The sequence below is a fragment of the Rhodococcus globerulus genome (assembly GCF_019334125.1).
GTDB classification, from domain to species: domain Bacteria; phylum Actinomycetota; class Actinomycetes; order Mycobacteriales; family Mycobacteriaceae; genus Rhodococcus_F; species Rhodococcus_F globerula.
In genome coordinates this window covers 6,161,803-6,181,662 of record NZ_CP079698.1, presented here as the reverse complement: position 1 = coordinate 6,181,662, position 19,860 = coordinate 6,161,803, and the positions used below count along the sequence as shown (strand labels likewise).

General features: G+C 63.5%; 19 protein-coding genes. 13 read left to right on the top strand and 6 right to left on the bottom strand.

The window, feature by feature from the left end; translation table 11 throughout:
* Positions 1–8: 8 nt before the first annotated feature.
* Positions 9–854 carry a uroporphyrinogen-III synthase gene (locus KYT97_RS28085; protein WP_033234462.1) on the top strand — a complete coding sequence of 282 codons (846 nt, stop codon included), beginning with the start codon at positions 9–11 and terminating at the stop codon, positions 852–854.
* Here the strand turns inward: KYT97_RS28085 and KYT97_RS28080 are convergent.
* Positions 814–2,361, bottom strand: a complete 1,548-nt coding sequence (locus KYT97_RS28080; protein WP_219111342.1) for a PH domain-containing protein — start codon at positions 2,359–2,361, stop codon at positions 814–816. The two genes, KYT97_RS28085 and KYT97_RS28080, sit on opposite strands and share 41 nt — an antisense overlap.
* The gene (locus tag KYT97_RS28075; protein ID WP_219111340.1) at positions 2,358–2,861 is read right to left on the bottom strand and encodes a PH domain-containing protein; all 504 of its coding nucleotides are present in this window, start codon (positions 2,859–2,861) and stop codon (positions 2,358–2,360) included. Before KYT97_RS28075 ends, KYT97_RS28080 begins: the two co-directional genes overlap by 4 nt.
* A gap of 81 nt (positions 2,862–2,942) precedes the next feature.
* On the opposite strand from KYT97_RS28075, the gene KYT97_RS28070 reads away from it, so the two are divergent.
* The 5 genes from KYT97_RS28070 (at position 2,943) to dapC (ending at position 8,035) form a co-directional block, all read left to right on the top strand.
* Positions 2,943–3,131, top strand: a complete 189-nt coding sequence (locus KYT97_RS28070; protein WP_033234459.1) for a hypothetical protein — start codon at positions 2,943–2,945, stop codon at positions 3,129–3,131.
* Positions 3,132–3,226: 95 nt separating this feature from the next.
* Entirely contained in the window at positions 3,227–5,779 is a 2,553-nt protein-coding gene (locus KYT97_RS28065; protein ID WP_045069893.1) for a bifunctional FO biosynthesis protein CofGH, read from the top strand.
* Positions 5,779–6,537 carry a hypothetical protein gene (locus KYT97_RS28060; protein ID WP_219111338.1) on the top strand — a complete coding sequence of 253 codons (759 nt, stop codon included), beginning with the start codon at positions 5,779–5,781 and terminating at the stop codon, positions 6,535–6,537. The genes KYT97_RS28065 and KYT97_RS28060 overlap by 1 nt, the downstream gene beginning before the upstream one ends.
* A 59-nt stretch (positions 6,538–6,596) precedes the next feature.
* On the top strand, positions 6,597–6,920 hold the full coding sequence (fdxA, locus tag KYT97_RS28055) for a ferredoxin (protein ID WP_033234456.1): 324 nt from the start codon (positions 6,597–6,599) through the stop codon (positions 6,918–6,920).
* Positions 6,921–6,925: 5 nt separating this feature from the next.
* Complete coding sequence (gene dapC / locus KYT97_RS28050; RefSeq protein ID WP_045069464.1) at positions 6,926–8,035, top strand: succinyldiaminopimelate transaminase; 1,110 nt, start codon at positions 6,926–6,928, stop codon at positions 8,033–8,035.
* On the opposite strand, the gene KYT97_RS28045 is transcribed toward dapC, so the two are convergent.
* Complete coding sequence (locus KYT97_RS28045; RefSeq protein ID WP_219111336.1) at positions 8,032–9,684, bottom strand: thiamine pyrophosphate-binding protein; 1,653 nt, start codon at positions 9,682–9,684, stop codon at positions 8,032–8,034. The two genes, dapC and KYT97_RS28045, sit on opposite strands and share 4 nt — an antisense overlap.
* On the bottom strand, positions 9,681–10,457 hold the full coding sequence (locus tag KYT97_RS28040) for a cyclase family protein (protein WP_219111334.1): 777 nt from the start codon (positions 10,455–10,457) through the stop codon (positions 9,681–9,683). The genes KYT97_RS28045 and KYT97_RS28040 overlap by 4 nt, the downstream gene beginning before the upstream one ends.
* Before the next feature lie 102 nt (positions 10,458–10,559).
* On the opposite strand from KYT97_RS28040, the gene pruA reads away from it, so the two are divergent.
* The 4 genes from pruA to KYT97_RS28020 all read left to right on the top strand — a co-directional run bounded on the left by pruA (position 10,560) and on the right by KYT97_RS28020 (position 16,288).
* Positions 10,560–12,194, top strand: coding sequence for an L-glutamate gamma-semialdehyde dehydrogenase (pruA, locus tag KYT97_RS28035; RefSeq protein ID WP_219111332.1), 1,635 nt, complete (start codon positions 10,560–10,562; stop codon positions 12,192–12,194).
* Positions 12,191–13,132 (top strand): proline dehydrogenase family protein, encoded by a 942-nt coding sequence (locus KYT97_RS28030; RefSeq protein WP_219111330.1) that lies wholly within the window; start codon positions 12,191–12,193, stop codon positions 13,130–13,132. Before pruA ends, KYT97_RS28030 begins: the two co-directional genes overlap by 4 nt.
* Before the next feature lie 44 nt (positions 13,133–13,176).
* Positions 13,177–14,595, top strand: a complete 1,419-nt coding sequence (locus tag KYT97_RS28025) for an acyl-CoA synthetase (RefSeq protein WP_219111328.1) — start codon at positions 13,177–13,179, stop codon at positions 14,593–14,595.
* 97 nt (positions 14,596–14,692) lie between these two features.
* Positions 14,693–16,288, top strand: a complete 1,596-nt coding sequence (locus tag KYT97_RS28020; RefSeq protein ID WP_219111326.1) for a substrate-binding domain-containing protein — start codon at positions 14,693–14,695, stop codon at positions 16,286–16,288.
* On the opposite strand, the gene map is transcribed toward KYT97_RS28020, so the two are convergent.
* On the bottom strand, positions 16,285–17,046 hold the full coding sequence (gene map, locus KYT97_RS28015) for a type I methionyl aminopeptidase (protein ID WP_033234450.1): 762 nt from the start codon (positions 17,044–17,046) through the stop codon (positions 16,285–16,287). The genes KYT97_RS28020 and map overlap by 4 nt on opposite strands.
* 54 nt (positions 17,047–17,100) lie before the next feature.
* Here map and KYT97_RS28010 point away from each other — a divergent pair, with 54 nt between their 5' ends.
* On the top strand, positions 17,101–17,355 hold the full coding sequence (locus tag KYT97_RS28010; RefSeq protein ID WP_045069480.1) for a helix-turn-helix domain-containing protein: 255 nt from the start codon (positions 17,101–17,103) through the stop codon (positions 17,353–17,355).
* On the opposite strand, the gene KYT97_RS28005 is transcribed toward KYT97_RS28010, so the two are convergent.
* Positions 17,352–18,623 (bottom strand): HNH endonuclease, encoded by a 1,272-nt coding sequence (locus KYT97_RS28005; RefSeq protein ID WP_425332393.1) that lies wholly within the window; start codon positions 18,621–18,623, stop codon positions 17,352–17,354. The genes KYT97_RS28010 and KYT97_RS28005 overlap by 4 nt on opposite strands.
* Positions 18,624–18,892: 269 nt before the next feature.
* On the opposite strand from KYT97_RS28005, the gene KYT97_RS28000 reads away from it, so the two are divergent.
* Entirely contained in the window at positions 18,893–19,366 is a 474-nt protein-coding gene (locus KYT97_RS28000; protein WP_245005942.1) for a hypothetical protein, read from the top strand.
* 93 nt (positions 19,367–19,459) lie between these two features.
* Positions 19,460–19,852, top strand: a complete 393-nt coding sequence (locus KYT97_RS27995; RefSeq protein ID WP_219113166.1) for a protein-tyrosine phosphatase family protein — start codon at positions 19,460–19,462, stop codon at positions 19,850–19,852.
* Positions 19,853–19,860 lie beyond the last annotated feature (8 nt).

The following is a 19,860-nucleotide window of genomic DNA, read 5'->3' as shown; positions in this document are numbered from 1 at the left end:
CTTGCAGTGTGGCTGAACTAGATCTTGCGGGCGTCACGATCGCCCTGACCGCGGAGCGTCGTTCGGAAGAATTTGCGACGCTCCTCGAACGGCGAGGTGCGGAGACGGTCCGGACCCCGGTGATTCATGTGCTTCCTCTGGTCGACGACGCTGATCTGCGAGTTCAGACCGAGGCATTGATTGCGGATCCGCCGGAACTCGTGGTGATCAGCACGGGAATCGGGTTCCGCGGTTGGCTGGAGGCGGTGGAGTCGTGGGATCTGACGGAGCAGTTTCTCGGCGCGCTGAACCGGACTCGCATCGTGGCTCGCGGTCCGAAGGCGATGGGGGCGATCCGCGGCGCGGGCTTGCGTGAGGAATGGTCGCCGTCCGGGGAGTCGTCCGAGGAAGTGCTGACGCACTTGGCCGGCGAGGGCGTCGACGGCGTTCGCGTGGCCGTTCAACTGCACGGGATCATCACCGAATGGGAACCGCTGACCGATCTGAGTGCTTCGTTGACCGACATCGGCGCGGTGGTCACGGCAGTCTCGGTCTACCGGTGGATTCGGCCGCCGGATCAGTCGCAGGTGCGGGCACTGGTCTCCGCTGTGCGTTCGGGCAGTATCGACGCACTCACTTTCACCAGTGCCCCGGCAGTGTCGTCCATGCTCAGCACGGCCAAAGAGATGGGGGAGTTGGAACGTTTCGTCGCGGCGATGCGAGACAACGTGCCCACCTATTGCGTCGGCCCGGTGACGGCCGCGCCGTTGGAACTTCTCGGAGTCCCCACCATCCAACCGGAACGCTCGCGCCTCGGTGCGTTGGCGCGGTTGATCATCGAGGATTTGCCCAGACGTCGCGCGCTCCGGGCGTGACGGCTTCGATCAGACCCCACGCATTCTCGGCGGGCAGATCGATCACGTCGTAGCCGCCGGTGCCTGCCGGGGTTGCGGCGATGACGGTGGCAACTCCGGCGCGTCGCTGGAAGAACGTTTCACGAACCGTCCAGCCGATCACGCCGTCGGCTTCGAGGCTGTGCCGTTTGCGGTCGAGGGAGCCGCTGCGGGTGATGAGCCAGCCGGGTAGTACCGCGTGGCCGAGTCCGTTGTACCGGTCGTAGGCAAGCCCCGCTCCGCCCACAGCGAGCACGACGACGGCGACCCAGACATAGGTGGGGACGTGAACTCCGAAGATCAGGCAGAGCACTGCCGCGACCGCAACGGCCACAGCCGGGAACAGGGCTCGGGTGTATCGGCGGCGGCGGGCCGCCCCGCCGTGGGGAATGAGCGGAACGGACGCCTGCCGGCTGTCGCCGATGACCGTTGCCATGACGCGTTCCGCTTCGGCCCGTGGGCCTTGCGGCAGCAGGAGCGAGGATTCTTTTTTCTCCGCACTCACTCCCGTCATGATCGCGTCCAGGCGCGCACCGCCCGCAAGTCGAAGCAGGAGAGGTTCTTTGAGCGTCGTACCGCGCAGCCGGGCCCGGTCCAACGTTGTCGCCCTGGTCTTGAGCAGCCCGTGGCTGACGTGCAGGATGCGACCGTTGTCGGTGAGCGTCATGTCGCCGAACGCGATCAGATACTGAATGCACGCAAAGGCGCTGGAGAGGATGAGCAGCGCCACCAGCAGAACAATGACCAGCACGGTGATGCCGAGGCCTTCGAGCGATTCGACGCCTCCGGTGACCGCGGACGACTTCGCGATCGCAGAGCCGATTCCGTATTGGAACGCGATGCCGACGATTGCCGCGATGATCGCGATGCCGGTGAACGAGAAGGGCGCAAACCGAACCCAGCTCACGTGCCAGTGCCCGATTTCGACGTCCGCAGACACCGGCGCGGTCGGTGTATCGGGTGTGGGCGTGCCCCGAGACTCGCTCAGCAAGGCTGCGCGTAGATCCGGAACCAGCGCACTCGAGAGTGCGTTGAGCTCGAATTTGTTGGAATCATGGCCGTTTCCGGCACGCTGCCCCGTGCCGATTCGCACGATCGACAGCCCCAGCACGCGGTGCAGGACTCCGGCTTCGACGTCGACTGACCGGATGCGACTGCGCGGCACCGAGAGCAGCTTCTTCTGGAAGACGCCGGTGCGCAGCTGAACGTGGATGGGGCCGATGCGATAGGTGGTGGTGAAATACCGCAGGAGGCCGTAGATCACGAGCAGCGTGACAACACCGAATCCCCAGTAGTGGTTGCCGCTCTGGCTGCCGAGAACAAAGGAAATCAGCAGGACCGGAAGCAGTTTGACCACTTCGTTGATCGGATGGACCAGCAGCATCCGTCGGTCGAGGCGAAGCCACGGCTGTTCCTGCTCCGCGGCCTCGGCGGCTGCGGATTCTGCTTCGTCGGGAATGTCGATCATGAGTTTGTCGATGTCGTTCATGTCGCGTCGCTCGAATTGGTCCCGGCGATTGCAGTCAGTTGTGCAACTGTACGGTCGGCCACGTCCTGATCGAGGGCGGATATCTTCACGGCGCCTGCCGACGACGCAGTCGTCACGGTGACGGTAGCGAGCCCCAGCATCCGGTCGATGGGGCCACGTTCGGTGTCGACGGTCTGGACCCGTGAGATCGGGGCGATGCGTCGTTCCTGCGTGAACCAGCCGGTGCGGGTGTACACGGCGGTGTCGCTGATTTCCCAGCGATGCACCCGGTAACGCCACATCGGCACCATCAGAATGTGTACCGCTGCGCAGAACACGGTGACCGCAGCTACTGCCCCCACCACCCAGGTCGGCAGGCCGGAGATCAGGATCGCGCAGACAATTTCGGCGACGATGACCGGCGCCCAGAAAAGCGCTGCGGTGATGGCCCACAATCTGGGTGCTTTGGTGCTCGGACGCCACAGCGGATCGGCCATGGTGATGGTGTTAGACGCGGTCATGGTGCTTACTTTGGTCGAGTTGAGGCGTTCTGTCGACAACCACCCTATGGTGGAGTGTGGCGACCATGAAGGGAGCACGTGATGACTGAACAGGATTCGGCATTCAGCTCGGAGGCACCGGAGTCCGATGCTCTGGAACAGGCAACACCGGTAGATCCGAATACTCCCGACGAACCTGACCTGACCGATATTCCGCTCGATGCGCCCGCGGCCGATGTTGTCGATCAGCGGCGTGAAGTTGCGATCGACGAGGAGTATCCACCTAGCTGAGTTCTGGTACTTCCGGCACCGAGTGGCAGTAGTCGTCGGGTATGGCGCATGATCGCTAGGTGAACCGAACTGGTGATGACTCCGTCAAACCCACGATGCTTCCGATGCCTGGACTGTCCGCGTCGGCAACTGGGACCGCGTCGCCGAGCCCATCAGCGATGCGACGCGTGCTGCGCCGCGCTCGCGACGGCGCGACGCTGAACGTGGACGAGGCAACGACGCTGCTGCAGGCCCGGGGAACCGATCTGGCGGACCTGTGCGCGTCGGCGGCCAAGGTTCGGGACGCGGGTTTGTTAGCCGCCGGCCGCCCGAATACGGTGACGTACTCGCGCAAGGTGTTCATTCCGCTGACCCACCTGTGCCAGGACAAGTGCCACTACTGCACGTTTGTCAAGGTCCCTGGCAAATTGCGGGCCGAGGGACGCGGCATGTACCTCGAACCGGATGAGATCCTCGAGATTGCTCGTCAGGGCGCTGAATTAGGTTGCAAGGAAGCGCTGTTCACCTTGGGGGATCGTCCGGAAGCGCGCTGGCCGGAAGCAAAGCAGTGGCTCGACGAGCGTGGATACGACTCGACTCTGGACTACCTGCGGGCGATGTCGATTCGGGTGCTCGAGGAAACCGGACTTCTTCCGCACCTCAACCCCGGTGTGATGAGCTGGCAGGAACTTTCGCGCCTCAAGCCGGTGGCGCCGTCGATGGGCATGATGCTCGAGACCACGGCTACCAGGCTGTTCACGGACAAGGGTGAATGCCATTACGGCAGCCCGGACAAGGACCCGGCCGTCCGGTTGCGGACCCTGACCGATGCCGGTCGCCTCAACGTGCCGTTCACCACCGGCATTCTGGTCGGCATCGGCGAGAACTTTGCCGAGCGGGCCGAGTCGATCATGGCGATCCGTAAGTCGCAGAAGGCTTTCGGTCATATTCAGGAAGTCATCATCCAGAACTTCCTGGCCAAGCCCGACACTGCGATGCGAGACTCCCCGGACGCCTCGCTTGACGAGTTCCTCGCGGCGATCGCCGTTGCGCGTCTGCTGCTCGGTCCGTCGATGCGGATTCAGAGCCCGCCGAATCTGGTCTCGAACAGCGAGTGCCTGGCACTTCTCGGCGCGGGCGTCGACGACTGGGGCGGGGTGTCGCCCCTGACTCCCGATCACGTCAACCCCGAGCGTCCGTGGCCCAACCTCGAGACTCTGGCAGCGATCAGTGCGGAAGGCGGCTTCACGCTCACCGAACGCACCGCCGCTCAGCCCGCCTACGTTCTGGCCGGTGCTCCCTGGATCGACCCGCGGATCGCCGGTCACGTTCAGGCACTTGCCGATCCGAAGACCGGACTGGCCAAACTCGACACCAAGCCGGTGGGCCGGCCGTGGCAGGAACCGGACGAATCCTGGGAGTCGAGCGGACGAGTCGACCTCAATACCGAGATCGACACCGACGGCCGCAACACCGAGACTCGCAGCGACCTGGGCAGTGCCTTCGGCGACTGGGAAACCGTGCGTGAGCAGGTTCTGGAATTGAGTGCTCCGGTTCGCGTCGACACGGATCTTCTTGCGGCACTGCGCAGTGCCGAGCGTGATCCCGCCGGGTGCTCCGACGACGAATACCTGGCGCTGGCCACCGCGGAGGGCCCAGGGCTGGAAGCCGTTGTGGCACTGGCAGATGCGCTCCGCAAGGATGCCATCGGCGAAGACGTCACCTACGTCGTGAACCGGAACATCAACTTCACCAACATCTGCTACACCGGCTGCCGATTCTGCGCGTTTGCGCAGCGCAAGGGCGACGCCGACGCTTTCACGCTCTCGGCCGAGGAAGTGGCGGACCGGGCGTGGGAGGCACACGTCGCCGGCGCCACCGAAGTCTGCATGCAGGGCGGAATCGACCCGGAACTACCGGTCACCGGTTACGCGGATCTGGTGCGTGCGGTCAAGAAGCGCGTACCGTCGATGCACGTCCACGCGTTCTCGCCGATGGAAATCGTCAACGGTGCTTCGCGTAGTGGTGAGAGCATCCGCGACTGGCTCACTGCGCTGCGCGAAGCCGGTCTCGACACGATCCCCGGCACCGCGGCGGAGATCCTCGACGACGAGGTGCGCTGGATCCTGACCAAGGGCAAATTGCCTACGGCCGAGTGGATCGAAGTGGTCACCACGGCGCACGAAGTGGGCCTGCGATCGAGTTCGACCATGATGTACGGGCACGTCGATCAGCCGCACCACTGGGTCGGCCACCTCAACGTGCTGCGTGGAATCCAGGACCGCACTGGCGGATTCACGGAGTTCGTGCTGCTGCCTTTCGTGCATCAGAGCGCCCCGCTGTATCTGGCGGGTGCGTCCCGTCCCGGCCCGACCATTCGCGACAACCGCGCGGCGCACGCGCTTGCCCGCATCATGCTGCACGGGCGGATCTCCAACATCCAGACCAGCTGGGTCAAACTGGGTATCACCGGAACGCAGATGATGCTCAACGGCGGCGCCAACGACCTCGGCGGAACCCTGATGGAAGAGACCATCTCCCGGATGGCCGGGTCCGAGCACGGCAGCGAGAAGACCGTTGCAGAACTGCGGGCGATCGCCGAAGGCATCGGTCGACCGGCTCGTGAGCGCACCACCACGCACGCGCGTCGTGACGGGGTGGCCGTCTGATGGCAGACATCCTGGGTGATCGCCGAGTAGTCGAGGTGCTCGATCGAGCGGTCTGGGGCATCAACCCAGTCCTCGACCTCGCGTACAGCGATCCGTTCGGCATCAAGCGTCGTAGTTTCGAGCCCACGGACCCCGAGCGCAGCGCGGCAGAGACAGTTCTCGACGCCGTTGCCTGGGTTCTGGACGTGATCAAGTTCCCCGGTACCGCGGCGTGGTCCGTCATGACGGATGAGCAGCGATCGAAATGGTGGACCACCCGACTGGGCGCCCTCAACACGGTCGCTGTGGCATTTCCCGGAATTTTCGGGGTTTTGCTCAACCGGTTTCCGATCCAGGACTTGCTGGCCTTTGCCAACCAGGCTGTCGTCCTGGTGGCCGTCGCCCGCGAGCACGGCGTGACGGAACGTGATCAGCAGGTTGATCTCCTGGCGTCCGTTCTGTGTCGCCGAGAAGTCAGCACTCGCGATCTGCTGGACGATGAGGACTTCACCGAAAAGGCTGTCACCAGTACGGATGAGACATGGCGACCATTCGCTCTGATCGGAACGCTGTGGCAAACCGCACAAATTTTTCGAGCAATCGGCGACGAACTGCATAAGCGTCCGCTGCGCACCAAGCCGTACGAGATCGTCGGGAAGATTCCGGTGATCGGCGTGGTCGCGGACTATTTCGGTGAGCGCGGCGCGCTTGTGCGGGCCGCGTCCGCGGGCGAGAAGTGGATCGCGATTCGGTCGCGGAACGCCACCACAGTAGGCTGAAATGTGTTAAGTCGCTTGCGTGCAGCAGGCGCACCTCTGGAAGGCAGGGAGAGAAGGCAGTGACCTACACGATTGCTGAACCGTGTGTAGATGTGATGGACAAGGCATGTATCGAAGAATGCCCCGTCGACTGCATCTACGAGGGTGGACGCATGCTCTACATCCACCCCGACGAATGTGTCGACTGCGGCGCGTGTGAACCTGTCTGCCCTGTCGAAGCGATCTTCTACGAAGACGACGTTCCGGAGCAGTGGAGCCCCTACATCAGCGCAAACGTCGATTTCTTCGACAACCTCGGCTCACCGGGTGGAGCCGCCAAGCTCGGCAAGGTCGACTACGACACGCCGTTCATCAAGGCGCTGCCTCCCATGGGTGAGGAATAGAGATCTTGTCTCGTACTCCGGTGGCCGCCGGGCTTCCCGATTTTCCCTGGGACTCCCTGGCGGATGTCACAGCCACGGCACACGCACATCCCGACGGCATCGTGAATCTGTCGGTGGGCACCCCGGTGGATCCGGTGGACCCGCTCATTCAGGAAGCTCTTGCATCCGTTGCGGAGATTCCGGGCTACCCGACCACCCACGGCACCCTCTCCCTGCGTGAGGCGATCGCCGAGTCACTCGATCGGCGATACAACATCCCCGATATCGACCCGGCGGCAGTGCTGCCCGCGATCGGTACCAAGGAAATGATCGCGTGGCTGCCGACCCTTCTGGGCCTGGGCGGCGAGGATCTTGTGGTCATTCCGGAGTTGGCATACCCAACCTACGAGGTTGCCGCGAAGCTCGCAGGCGCTCGGATCTTGCGGGCCGACGGCTTGAACAAGCTCGGTCCCGAATCGGCGTCGCTGATCTTCGTGAACTCACCGTCCAACCCCACCGGCAAGGTTCTCGGTCTCGAGCACTTGCAGAAGGTGGTGGCGTGGGCACGTGAGCGCGGAGCCATCGTCGTATCCGACGAGTGCTACCTCGGTCTGACGTGGGAATCGGACGCACTGTCCATCCTCGATCCCCGCGTCAACGACGGTGACCTGACCGGTCTGCTGGCCGTGCACTCACTGTCGAAGACATCGAACCTCGCGAGCTACCGCGCCGGTTTTGTCACCGGAGATCCGGCATTGGTCGCGGAACTTCTCGAAGTCCGCAAGCACGCTGGAATGATTCTGCCGCTGCCCATCCAGGCCGCGATGGAAGCCGCGCTCGGCGACGATCTGCACGAGAATGTGCAGCGTGAGCGTTACCGTGAGCGTCGGACCATCCTGCTCGACGCGGTGCGCAGTGCAGGATTCACCGTCGACAATTCCGAAGCCGGCCTGTACCTGTGGGCTACGCGGGGCGAGGCCTGCCGGGACACTGTTGCCTGGTTCGCGGAGCGAGGCATCCTGGTTGCGCCGGGCGAGTTCTACGGCCCGACCGGCGGTCAGCACGTGCGGATCGCACTGACCGCCACGGACGAGCGGATTGCCGCTGCCGCAAAGCGGCTGACGACAAGCCTTTAGTGGCCCTTAAAGGCCTCGGCTAACCACCAGGATCCGCCGTCGCTGCTGATCCTGGCGTCGATGACAAGCGGGCCACTACGTGGCCCGCTTACCCATGTACGCACGGCGTCCAGGTCTCGGGCCGTGCGTACCGTGAGGCCGTCGGCGCCGTAACCGCGGGCAACGGCCGCGAGATCGGTGTCCGGGAAGGTCACGGTAGTGCGGTCAGTGTCTGGGTCGGTGAAATGATGGACTTCGGCCCCGTACGCGCTGTCGTTGTAGACCACGATCAGCAGGGGAAGTTTCAGCCGCGCAACGGTTTCCAGCTCCGAAATGCCCATCAGGAAGCCGCCGTCGCCGAGGGCTGCAACGGGCAGACGATCCGGCTGCGCCAACGCGGTGCCGATAGCGGTGGCCAATCCCAATCCGATGGACTGGAAAGCCTGCGTGAAACAGAAACCGAAGTGATCCGGCACCGACAGGTAGGCGCTGGGGTATCCCATGAAGTTCCCCGAATCCACGGACACCGTGCGCTCCGTGGGGAGGATGCTGTCGAGTTCGAGTGAGAGCAACCGGGGATCTATCGAGTGCTCGGTGCTGAGATCCTCGAACGGAACCTGACTCCACTTCGATTCCGTCGCAATCGAATCCCGAACCGCATCGGTGCGGTAGCCGACCCGGACGGGTGCCTTGTCGAGTGCGTCCAAGGCGTCGGTGGCCGTGGCCGCGCTGTCGCCGACAATGCCGAGGTGGATCGGCCGGTGGGCACCCAGTGCGGCGGAGTCGAGATCGATTTGAACAACCGTCGTGTCTTTGCCGATCAGATGTCCCTGGCGCATGGTCCACATGTTGAGCGCGCATCCCCATCCGACAACAAGGTCGGCGCCGGCGATGAGTTCCGCGGATCGAGGGGACGAGAACCCGCCGGAGATGCCGAGGGAGAAAGGATCCGAGTGGAACAAGCCGTTAGCAACGGCAGATGTCGCAACCAACGCGCCGGTGTGGCGGGCAAGTTCCGCGATCTCAGGTCCGGCGTCACGAGCACCGCGTCCGGCCACGAAAACGGGGCGGTCGGCGGCGGCAAGTAGTTCGAGGAACTTTTCGAGCGCGATCCCATCCGGCCGAATATGTTGGAGTGCAGGCGCATTGGGTGGCGTGTTTGCACTGGCCGCGATCTGGCTTTGCACATCGAGCGGAAGATTCAGTACGACGGTGCGGCGCTCGCGCCAGGCAGTATTGAACGCTCGAACGGTATCCGCGACAGCAGAATCCGCGCTGTGTACCCGCTCGGCCACTGCGCCCACGCTCCGAGCGAGACCGTCCTGGTCGATCTTGAAGTTGGATTGCACTGCCGTGCCGGCGGTATCGGCGGTCAGCACGATGAGCGGGGTGCGACTCTTGGCGGCTTCGGTGATGCCGGTCAGAGCATTGGTCAAACCACATCCCTGATGGGTGGTGACCACGGCGACCGTTCCGGACATGCGCGCGTAGGCATCGGCCATGGTGGCAGCGCCGCCCTCGTGCCGGGCGGCGACAAACGGAACTCCGTGCCGCCGTAGCGCATTGGTGACGGTGAAGTTTCCGCTGCCGACTACCCCGAACGCATACCCGACGCCCAACTCTGCGAGGGTGCGTCCGACCAGGTCGGCAACGGTATTCACGAGCGTCACGAGCGCTCGACCAATGCAAAGACCCGGGCCGGACTGCCGGTTCCCCCGACGATCGGCAGGGGTGAGACAACCAGCACGGCGCCGAGTGTCGGCAGCTTGTCGACATTCAGCAACTGGGTGAGTCCGTATTTGTTGTTGCCCAACAGGTAGTAGTGCGCCGGAAACATCGGCTCGAAACCGCCTGCGGCGCCGGCATCGATTCCCACCGTCTCCACTCCGAAACCGCTGATCGGACTCGATTCGGCCAGCCACTTCGCTGCCGCTGCCGAGATACCCGGGGTGTGCGGGCCGTCGGCGTCGGCGTTGGCAAAGCGCTCCGGGTCGCCCACCCGCGAACCCCATCCGGTGCGCAGGACCAGCCACGCGCCCTCGGGAAGGGGCCCGTTCTCTGATTCCCAGGCTTCGATGTGCTCGGGTTCGAGCACGAAGTCCGCGTTCTTCTCGACCTCGGCGGTGACGTCGATGACGGCGATGGGGCCGATCAACCGGCTCGGCGGGATCTGATCGACGCTCAGGCCGTCGCGGCCGCTCACCCAGTGCGTCGGTGCATCGAGGTGGGTTCCGGTGTGCTCACCGGTGTGCAGATTGTTCCAGCTCCACATCGGTCCGGCGTCGTCGAAATTGCTGACGGGTTCGAGGCTGGCGGGGATGGTGTTGGCAAAGGGCTCGGGCAGCGACAGGACCGGGGTGGTGGAACTCAAGGGGGCGGTGAGGTCGACGATCTCGATGGACTGTGAACCGATTTTTGTGAGCAGGTCGTTCAGTGTGGTCATGAGCCATCCTTCGATTCGAGCGCTGCGGGTGTATTCGCACACTATCGAGGGCATTCCAGGGGAGATACTGAAGGTAGGCGTTTTTCGGTTACGGAGGGCGATATGGACGGCGTGACTGCAGTTCCGATTCCGGCCAACGAGCCGGTTCATTCCTATGCGCCCGGCAGCCCCGAGCGGAAAAGGCTCCGATCGGCTTTGCGGACTGTATCCGACGAGCACCTCGAGATTCCGCATGTGATCGGTGGAGTGGAGGTGCGCGGCTCGGGTGCGTCGGTTGATGTTGTCGAACCGCACCGGCACGCCCACGTCCTCGGCACGTTTCAGAACGGCACCGGTGAAGACGCTGCCCGGGCGATCGAGGCCGCGTCCGCAGCAGCGCCGGGTTGGCGCGAACTGTCGTTCGACGACCGAGCTGCCGTGCTTTTGAGAGCTGCCGACCTTCTGTCCGGGCCCTGGCGCGAGCGGATCGCGGCGGCAACGATGTTGGGTCAGTCGAAGTCGGTGCAGCAGGCCGAGATTGACGCTCCTTGCGAGTTGGTGGACTTCTGGCGATTCAACGTGCACTTCGCGCGTCAGATCCTGGAGGAACAGCCGCAGTCGTCGCCGGGTGTCTGGAATAGGATGGACTACCGGCCGCTCGAGGGGTTTGTCTACGCAGTCACGCCGTTCAATTTCACCGCGATTGCCGGCAATCTTCCGACCGCCCCGGCGCTGATGGGCAACACCGTTCTCTGGAAGCCGTCACCAACTCAGAGCGTGGCGGCGTATCTGACGCTGCAACTGCTCGAAGAAGCGGGTCTGCCTCCTGGCGTGATCAACCTGGTGACCGGCGACGGCCCGGACATTTCCGCAGTGGCACTGCAGGATCGACGTCTCGCGGGAATTCACTTCACAGGTTCGACCCGAACATTCAAGTCACTGTGGACGCAGGTAGGTGCGAACATCGACAAATATGCAGGTTATCCGCGTCTGGTCGGCGAGACCGGCGGCAAGGACTTTGTTGTCGCGCATTCCTCGGCCGACCCGGAGATCCTCACGACTGCGCTGATCCGAGGTGCCTACGAATACCAAGGTCAGAAGTGTTCGGCGGCCTCACGCGCCTACATCCCCCGAAGTCTGTGGACATCGATGCGGGACGGCTTTCTCGGGCAGGTCGACGCAATCAGCTACGGCGACGTCAACGATCTCGAGAACTTCGGGGGCGCGGTCATCGACCGTCGGGCGTTCGACAAGAGTGCGGCGGCAATCGAACGGGCGGGGGCCACCGCCGGTATCACGATCGCGGTCGGCGGCAAGTCCGACGACAGCGTCGGATACTTCGTGCGGCCGACGGTCCTGCTGGTGGACGATCCACGTGACCAGGCCATGACCGACGAGTATTTCGGTCCGATCCTCTCGATTCACGTCTACGACGACGATTCCTTTGCCCAGATCCTGGAAGAGGTGGATGCTGCGACGCCATACGCGTTGACGGGATCGATTTTTGCCGCCGATCGAGCGGCAGTAGCTCAGGCAACCGCCGCACTGCGATTCACGGCCGGCAATTTCTACGTCAACGACAAGCCGAGCGGAGCGGTAGTGGGGCAACAACCTTTTGGTGGCGCCCGCGGATCCGGCACCAACGACAAGGCGGGTTCGCCCATCAACCTGTTGCGCTGGGTTTCGGCCCGTACGGTCAAGGAAACCTTTGTCGCTCCGACGGACTACCGATATCCGCACCAGGGGAACGAGACGTGAAACCGTCTGCTGTGCTTACCAATTCGCTACGCCCGGTCATCCTGGCGGCCGCTCGTTCTCCTCGATGCGAGCATGCGATTACCCGGGCGCCGCTCAGCCGTCAAGTGGTGAACCGGTTTGTCGCCGGCCGCGAGCGCAGCGACGCGATAGCGGTGGTGAGCCGATTACTCGACGACGGTCGGTACGTCTCCGTCGACTTCCTGGGAGAGAACGTCACGGACGCAGGGTCGGCGCGGGCAACCGTGCACGAATACCTGTCGCTGATCGAGGAATTGGGGAAGTTTTCCGGCACGCTTGCTCCGGTACCGCGGGTCGAGGTGTCGGTGAAACTGTCGTCGTTGGGCGCAGAGTTGAATACCGATGTAGCCGCCGAAAACGCTCGAACTATTTGCGCGGCAGCTCAGTCCGCCGGAGTGTGGGTGACCGTGGACGCGGAGGACCACACCACCACCGATGCGACGCTCGCGACCGTGCGATCGTTGCGCGCCGATTTCCCGTGGCTGGGCACTGTCCTGCAGGCCTACCTGCGGCGCACCGAATCGGATTGCCTCGCTTTCGATGATGCGCGGATCCGGCTGTGCAAGGGTGCGTACAACGAGCCCGAGGCGGTGGCCTATATCCGGCGCGAGGATGTGACGGCGTCGTACCTGCGGTGTCTCGATATCCTGTGCCGGGGAACGGGATACCCGATGGTGGCGTCGCATGATCCGGTGGTGATCGCGGCGGCGGCCCGGATGTTTTGTGGTGTCGAGCGATTCGAGTACCAGATGTTGTTCGGTATCCGGGAACCCGAGCAAGCACGGCTGGTTGCCGAGGGGCAGCATGTCCGGACATATGTTCCGTACGGCTCCGCGTGGTACCCGTATTTCATGCGCAGGCTCGCGGAACGGCCGGCGAATCTTGCGTTCTTCCTGCGCTCGGTCGTGGCCAGACAGTGATGCTGCGACGCAGTGGGATTTCTGCGTTGTGAGATGCTGTCAAAATGCTGCTTCGATCACTGAATCCCCTTGCCATCGCCCGCGGCGACGACGTCGACGACGCGATCACCATCGGGGATACGGTTCTCTCGCGCAGCCATATTCTCGGCGCTGCCACGTCGGTGGCAGAGCGGGTTGCGCAGGCCGAGCGTGTTGCGGTGCTGGCGACTCCCACGGCAAAGACCATCCTGGCGGTAGTCGGAGCGCTCATCGCAGGCGTCACTGTTGTGCCTGTGCCACCGGATTCGGGAACGGCCGAACGTGAACACATACTGAAGGACTCCGGCGCCCAGGCGTGGCTGGGGGAGACCGACGAATTGTGCGTCGGCCTGCCGGTGGTTCCGGTTCGCCTGCACGCCCGTTCGTGGCACAGCTACCCGGAACCGGCGCCGCAATCCACTGCATTTGTCCTCTACACCTCGGGAACGACCGGACCGCCGAAGGGTGTGCTGCTGAGTCGGCAGGCAATTGCCGCAGGTCTCGATGCCCTGGCGGAGGCCTGGCAGTGGACACACCGAGACACCGTTGTCCACGGATTGCCTCTCTTTCACGTCCACGGACTGATCCTGGGCGTGCTCGGACCACTACGAGTGGGCAGCCGGTTGGTCCACACTGTGAAACCGACACCGCAGGCGTACGCGGACGCCGGCGGCTCCCTCTACTTCGGGGTGCCGACGGTGTGGTCGCGAATTGCCGACGACGAAGCGTCGGCGCGGGCGTTGGCTTCGGCCCGGCTGCTCGTCTCCGGTAGCGCACCGCTGCCCGTGCCGGTATTCGAGAAGCTGCGCGCCCTCACCGGCCATGCTCCTATCGAGCGGTACGGAATGAGCGAGACCATGCTGACCCTCAGCACCCGTGCGGACGGCGAGCGTCGGCCAGGCTGGGTGGGTTTACCGGTGCGCGGGGTCGAGACCCGGTTGCGCGACGAGGCCGGTAACGACGTGCCTCACGACGGCGAGAGCATCGGTGGACTTCAGGTTCGTGGACCCATGCTGTTCGACGGCTACCTCAATCGCCCTGATGCCACTGCCGAATCGTGGACCGAGGACGGTTTCTTCAAGACCGGTGACGTCGCGGTCGTCGACGAGGAGGGATTCCACCGCATCGTCGGCCGTGAATCCATCGATCTGATCAAGACGGGTGGCTTCCGAGTGGGTGCCGGCGAGATCGAGACGGCCATCCTGGGGCATCCCGGTGTCGCCGAGGTCGCGGTGGTCGGCGTTCCCGATCCTGACCTCGGCCAGCGGATTGTGGCATGGGTTGTTCGGCGGCCCTCAACACCCGAGGTCACAGAACCGGACCTCGTGGATCTGGTGGGTGCGCAGTTGTCCGCGCACAAGCGTCCACGCGAAATTCGGTTTGTCGACACCCTGCCGCGGAACGCGATGGGCAAGGTGCAAAAGCGCTTGTTACTGCCCGAATAATCTTGTTTGGTTGGTTTTTCTGTGTTTTTCGCTACACTACCCGCCGGTAAGACTTGCTCCAGTTGCGTGCGCAACTGGCATCGGAGGGACAGGTTTCATGGCGGGCGGACGGCATTCGAGCGCTGACAGCGGGCGATCATTCGGTTTTTACGCAGTCGGCGGGATGGTTGCGCTGGCGCTCGTTGCCACCGGAATTGTCGTCTTCAAGTCCGTGCAACCCGATACCTGCGACAGCGTCGAAGACTTCACCCTGGCAGCAGACCCGTCCATAGCGCCGTCGATATCCGAGGTGTTGGCCGGAACCACCCCGGAGCAGACGGACTGCATGCACGTCGTTGTCGAAGCAGCACTGCCAGGCGACGTGGTCGGACGATTGGGTAAGGGCGCCGATGCACCGGATCTGTGGATTCCGGACTCCACGTCGTGGATCAGCAAAGCAGCCCTCACCGCGGCCGGTCCGGTTGCCGCCGCCGGCGGTTCCATCGCGACGTCTCCAGTGGTGCTGGCATCCGGGGGTGAGGAGTTTGCCGACTGGCTGTCGGTGCTCCAAGTGCCCGATCTTGCCCTCGGCAATCCGCTGTCCACCGGAATCGCGTCCGCCCCGATCCAGGCTGCACTGGCCGAGAGCGGGAGCGGCGCGGATGCTGTTCGCACAGCTTTGGTGCCGCACGCCCAGGCCGAAAGTGTGCGCGCCGAGGACCAGCCTGTCGGCGCGAAGATGCTGACCGAACTTGTCACTACCGGCAAGGTGGGGGTGTCGACCGAACAGCAGGTCACCCAGTTCGCAAACTCCGCCATCAGCGCGACGGTACCGTCCACCGGAACCGTGCTGATGGACTATCCGTTGGTGGTAAGTGCCTCGGCGCCCGATCGCCATTACGCCGCGGCGCAGAAAGCAAAAGTCCTCGCGGCGCTTTTCGAGAGCCCGGAGTCACAGGAAATACTGGCTCGCAACGGTTTTCGCGACCCGTCCGGCCAGGGACAGGTAGATGGGGGCGTCGGAGCTGTCCAGGCCTTGCCGGTGCCGGACCAAGCCGCACTCGACAAGACGCTCGGATCCTGGGCATTGTTGGCTAAACCGATCCGTACTCTCGTCGCGATCGACGTGTCGTCGTCGATGGACTTCCCGGCCGCCGGTGGGAAGACCCGCATGGACCTCACGACAGCTGCCGCGCTCACCGGCAACCAGGTGTTCCCGGACAGTGTCGCAGCCGGACTCTGGGCCTTCTCCCAGGGCATGAACGGAACCCAGGACTACCAGGAACTGGTTCCGATTCGCCGCTACGACACCATGGTTGGTGGATTAACGCAGCGAAGCCTCATGGCAGAGCAGACCAAGACCTTGACGAAACTCAAGCGCGGCGCAACGGGCCTCTACGACACCACACTCGCGGCGTTTCGGAAAGTTCAGGAATCGTACGACCCGCGCGCGGTCAACAGTGTGATCATCCTGACCGACGGTGCTAACGAGGACCCCGACAGCATCACGCGCGAGCAGTTGCTCGACGTGCTCGAACGGGAGCAGGACCCAGCGCGACCGGTGATCATCGTGACCATCGGAATCACCGACGACGCCGATGCGGCTGCGCTGGCAGACATTTCACGCGTCACCGGCGGGTCCACCTACATCGCCCGTGATCCGTCGGAAATCTCCGGCGTATTTGTCAACGCATTGGCTCACCGCGGCGCTTAGCGCGTCAGGACGAGCGCATCACCGTCGGTGACGGCAATGGTGTGTTCGCTGTGCGCTGTGCGTGATCCGTCGGCCGAGCGGATAGTCCATCCGTCGTCGTCGAAGATGATCTTGTCGGTTGTGAGAGCGAACCACGGTTCGATCGCGAGGGTCAGTCCGCGTCGCAGTTTCATGCCGCGACCTGCGCGTCCGATGTTGGGGATGTGCGGATCTTCGTGCATGGTGCGGCCGAGACCGTGGCCACCGAATTCGGTATTGACGGGGTAGCCGTAATCGGCTGCGACAGCGCCGATCGCAGCGGAGATGTCGCCGAGGCGATTGCCTGGCCGGGCGACTGCAATAGCTGCGGTGAGGGCACGTTCGGTGGCTTCGATGAGGCGTTGGTCCTCGGCGCGGGGAACGCCGACGATGAGACTGCGCGCCGAGTCTGCAACCCACCCGTCGATGGAGACCGCGATGTCCATGGTCAGCAGATCGCCGTCCTGTAGCACGTAGTCGTGCGGAAGTCCGTGCAGCACCGCGTCGTTGACGGACAAGCAGATGACGTTGCGGAAGGGTCCACGTCCGAATGACGGTGAGTAGTCCCAGTAGCAGGACACGGCGCCGCGTTCTTCGATCAGGTGGCGGGCGCGGTGCTCGAGGTCGAGGAGATTGACTCCGGGCTTGGCGCGAGCAGCGAGATCGGCGAGTAGTTCGGCGATGAACGCGCCGGTGACGCGCATTGCTTCGATCTCGTTGGTTGTTTTCAGTTCCACCACAGGAATTTCCTTTCGGGCCGGTATTAAAATACCACCATACGGTACTCTGGTCGCATGGTGCGACTTCCGTTAACTCCGGCCCAGCTTGCTGTCGGTCAGCAGTTGGGCGCCTATCTGCGTCAGGCCCGCGGTGGTCGCACGCTTGTCGATGTGGCGGAGGCCGCCGCGATTTCGCCGGAAACACTGCGCAAGATCGAGACCGGGCGCATGCCGACGCCGGCGTTTGTCACGATTGCCGCACTCGCCGATGTGCTCTCGGTGCCACTCGACGAGCTTGCCCGGATCTGCCTCGCCCGCGTGACTGTTTAGGCGGCTTCGGGGCTGGCCCACGGTATCGGAAGTGGTGGAGCGACCGACGAATACCGGTGGCCGGTAGGCGTTGTGGTCGTGAAGGAGTGCCTGGTGCCGGGTGCGTGATCGTCGGTTTCCGCGTACCAGTCCAATCCCTGTTTGGCGTAATTGCATGCCGCGCACAGTCCTGCACCGTTGACTGCGCTGGTGGCGCCGCCTCTCTGGTGGTCGCGAATGTGGTCGCGATGACGAACCGGTGCGTCGCACCACGGCGTGCGGCAGCTTCGATCGCGGAGGTCGATCAACTGCGCCAGTCCCTTCGGGAAGATTCGGGACTTGGATTCCATAGCTGTCAGCTCTCCCGTGGAGGGGCAGGCATAGAGTCTCCGGATGTGTTTGCCGGACTGCGCAATCCATTCCCGGGCAATGCCGGCGGGGATAGGTCCGTAACCGTTGACGTGTGCGGGGTCTGTGGCATCGCCGAAGAGTGCTTGGTCGGAAATCACAAGATTCACTGTGACGGGTGTGGGCGTTGCGCGCCCGATTCCGGTGACTCGCTCGACGACGAGATCGGCCATGATCTGAGCGCGAGTGCGATCATCGCCACGCGCGAGGATGGAATCTGCATCTCGCATCAATGTGGCGTGAACGGCAACCCCTTCCGTGACAGGGAGCAGAACACTGAGGTAGCACATAGTGTCGGGCGCCGGCCGTGATGTCACCCGCCGGTCACCTACGGCTTTGCGGGCGCGCCGAACCATGCTTTCGGCATCTACCTCGGCGGTGCGTGCGCGGATTCTGGCGGTCAGTTGTTGGTCTCCGCAGCCGGCCAGGTTATCTGCGTCGCAGCAGAACTCGCGATCGAGTGCGGCGCGATCTTGGACTGTGAGACAAGCGGTTTCGCGCATGAGAATGGTGGCCCGCTGCTCGTTGATGGCGCCGTAGATCAGGAGCCTGAGTGTGTAGGGCATCTCGTCGTTCAATGCGCGGGCAAGGCTTAGGTGTTGAGTGCCTGACCAGACTGATTCGCGTCGAGCGAGAGCAACTTGGGCATTGATCCCGCGACCCTGATGTGCAACTGGAACGCCGCGTTCGCCACGGTCTTTGCGAGTGGAAGCATCCAGATCAGCAGCTAGCAATGCTTGTGCGCCTGCACAACTGGCTTTCAGTTCCTCGAGTGCACGCAGCAAGTCAACTCGTGCTGCATTGTCGACGGAACGATCCATGTCGATCAGTACTGAACGAAACTGTGTAATCGTGTGGTCGGAAACTGCAGTCGTCATCATTGCCCCCCGGTAATGTCGAACGTGTATTCGATCTTACCGTCGAACATCCACCTGCGCAATAGCTTTGACCAGAAAGAAGGTCTTTGGCTTGAGGACATTGACGTGCGCCGCAGATGGGGACCGATACGGTGTGCTCATGCTCCGCCGATGGTTCGCAATCATGATCGTTGTACTCGCTGTCGCCGGCATCTGGCAGCTGACCACCCCTGACCACCCCTGACCACCCCTGACCGTCCTGTTGCCGTAATTGTCGACGCCGAGACTCTGGAGTGCGCGACCCCGTATCCGATCGGCCCACTCCAGGCGACACCAAGGGCGATTTCGGTCGGGCGGTGGAACTGCTGAACCGCTCGTCCTCGCACAGGACCGGGTTTCCCGGCTGCGGCGACAACTACAGCTTGGCCGTGCTGGAGGAATTCTGGTTGGTCGACGACCGAGGCCGCGCAGTACGGCCGGGGTATCCCTCCGACTCGTGCGGATCACCGAAACCCGGTGGCCTGGCCGCTGTCAGAGAATTGACGTCGGTCGGCAGTACCGAACATCGAATACCGTTGTCCGACGATCAGATCTACGAACTGTCGAATTGCCGGCCGACGTACCAACCTCCGACAACAGGTACCACGATGCCGACGTCGCTGTCGGTGGGCAGCTATTTCTGTCGATTCTCCTCCACCGAATTTGTGGGTACATCGTCTACAACGGAGCGACAGGCATCGGACGACCTGTTGGAATCATTCCGGTAGGCCTGCGCGACCGCGAGTTTGCGTATCAGAGTGTGGCGATCACTGCAGCAAGGAGCTCGAGTGAATTCGTGGGACGTGACTGCCGATGGAGTGATGCCGCTGCCGTCGGGGCGGCTGGTTCGGGGTAGGGGATTGCGCAATCCACTACCTGACGGGCCACTGCCCGATTTCGGGTTGTATGCGCAAGCGCGTCAACCGTCTTCGTTTGAGTGGGAAAGCCGATGGATACGCTGGCCCGACTTCTGGCTGCCAAGCGATCGCCCGGAGTTTCGGCGTGCCCTGGAGGAGCTCTTGCTGCGATCCGAAACCGAACGGGTGGAGATTGCGTGTGGCGGTGGGTTCGGTCGTACGGGAACAGCGTTGGCTTGTCTGACGGTGCTCGATGGTGTTGCCGCCGAGGGAGCGGTTGCCTACGTGCGCGAACACTATTCGCGACGAGCAGTGGAAACTCCGTGGCAGCGGCGGTTCGTTTCCAGATTCGCGTAACTCGGGAG

Bases quoted from the DNA above. Each gene is read 5' to 3' on its own strand.
- KYT97_RS28010 (WP_045069480.1), top strand. From the start codon at position 17,101: ATGGTGCGACTTCCGTTAACTCCGGCCCAGCTTGCTGTCGGTCAGCAG.
- KYT97_RS28025 (WP_219111328.1), top strand. From the start codon at position 13,177: ATGCTGCTTCGATCACTGAATCCCCTTGCCATCGCCCGCGGCGACGAC.
- KYT97_RS28040 (WP_219111334.1), bottom strand. From the start codon at position 10,457: ATGACCACACTGAACGACCTGCTCACAAAAATCGGTTCACAGTCCATC.
- KYT97_RS27995 (WP_219113166.1), top strand. From the start codon at position 19,460: ATGCCGCTGCCGTCGGGGCGGCTGGTTCGGGGTAGGGGATTGCGCAAT.
- KYT97_RS28070 (WP_033234459.1), top strand. From the start codon at position 2,943: ATGACTGAACAGGATTCGGCATTCAGCTCGGAGGCACCGGAGTCCGAT.
- pruA (WP_219111332.1), top strand. From the start codon at position 10,560: ATGGACGGCGTGACTGCAGTTCCGATTCCGGCCAACGAGCCGGTTCAT.
- KYT97_RS28020 (WP_219111326.1), top strand. From the start codon at position 14,693: ATGGCGGGCGGACGGCATTCGAGCGCTGACAGCGGGCGATCATTCGGT.
- KYT97_RS28060 (WP_219111338.1), top strand. From the start codon at position 5,779: ATGGCAGACATCCTGGGTGATCGCCGAGTAGTCGAGGTGCTCGATCGA.
- KYT97_RS28005 (WP_425332393.1), bottom strand. From the start codon at position 18,623: ATGATGACGACTGCAGTTTCCGACCACACGATTACACAGTTTCGTTCA.
- KYT97_RS28075 (WP_219111340.1), bottom strand. From the start codon at position 2,861: ATGACCGCGTCTAACACCATCACCATGGCCGATCCGCTGTGGCGTCCG.
- KYT97_RS28080 (WP_219111342.1), bottom strand. From the start codon at position 2,361: ATGAACGACATCGACAAACTCATGATCGACATTCCCGACGAAGCAGAA.
- KYT97_RS28065 (WP_045069893.1), top strand. From the start codon at position 3,227: ATGCTTCCGATGCCTGGACTGTCCGCGTCGGCAACTGGGACCGCGTCG.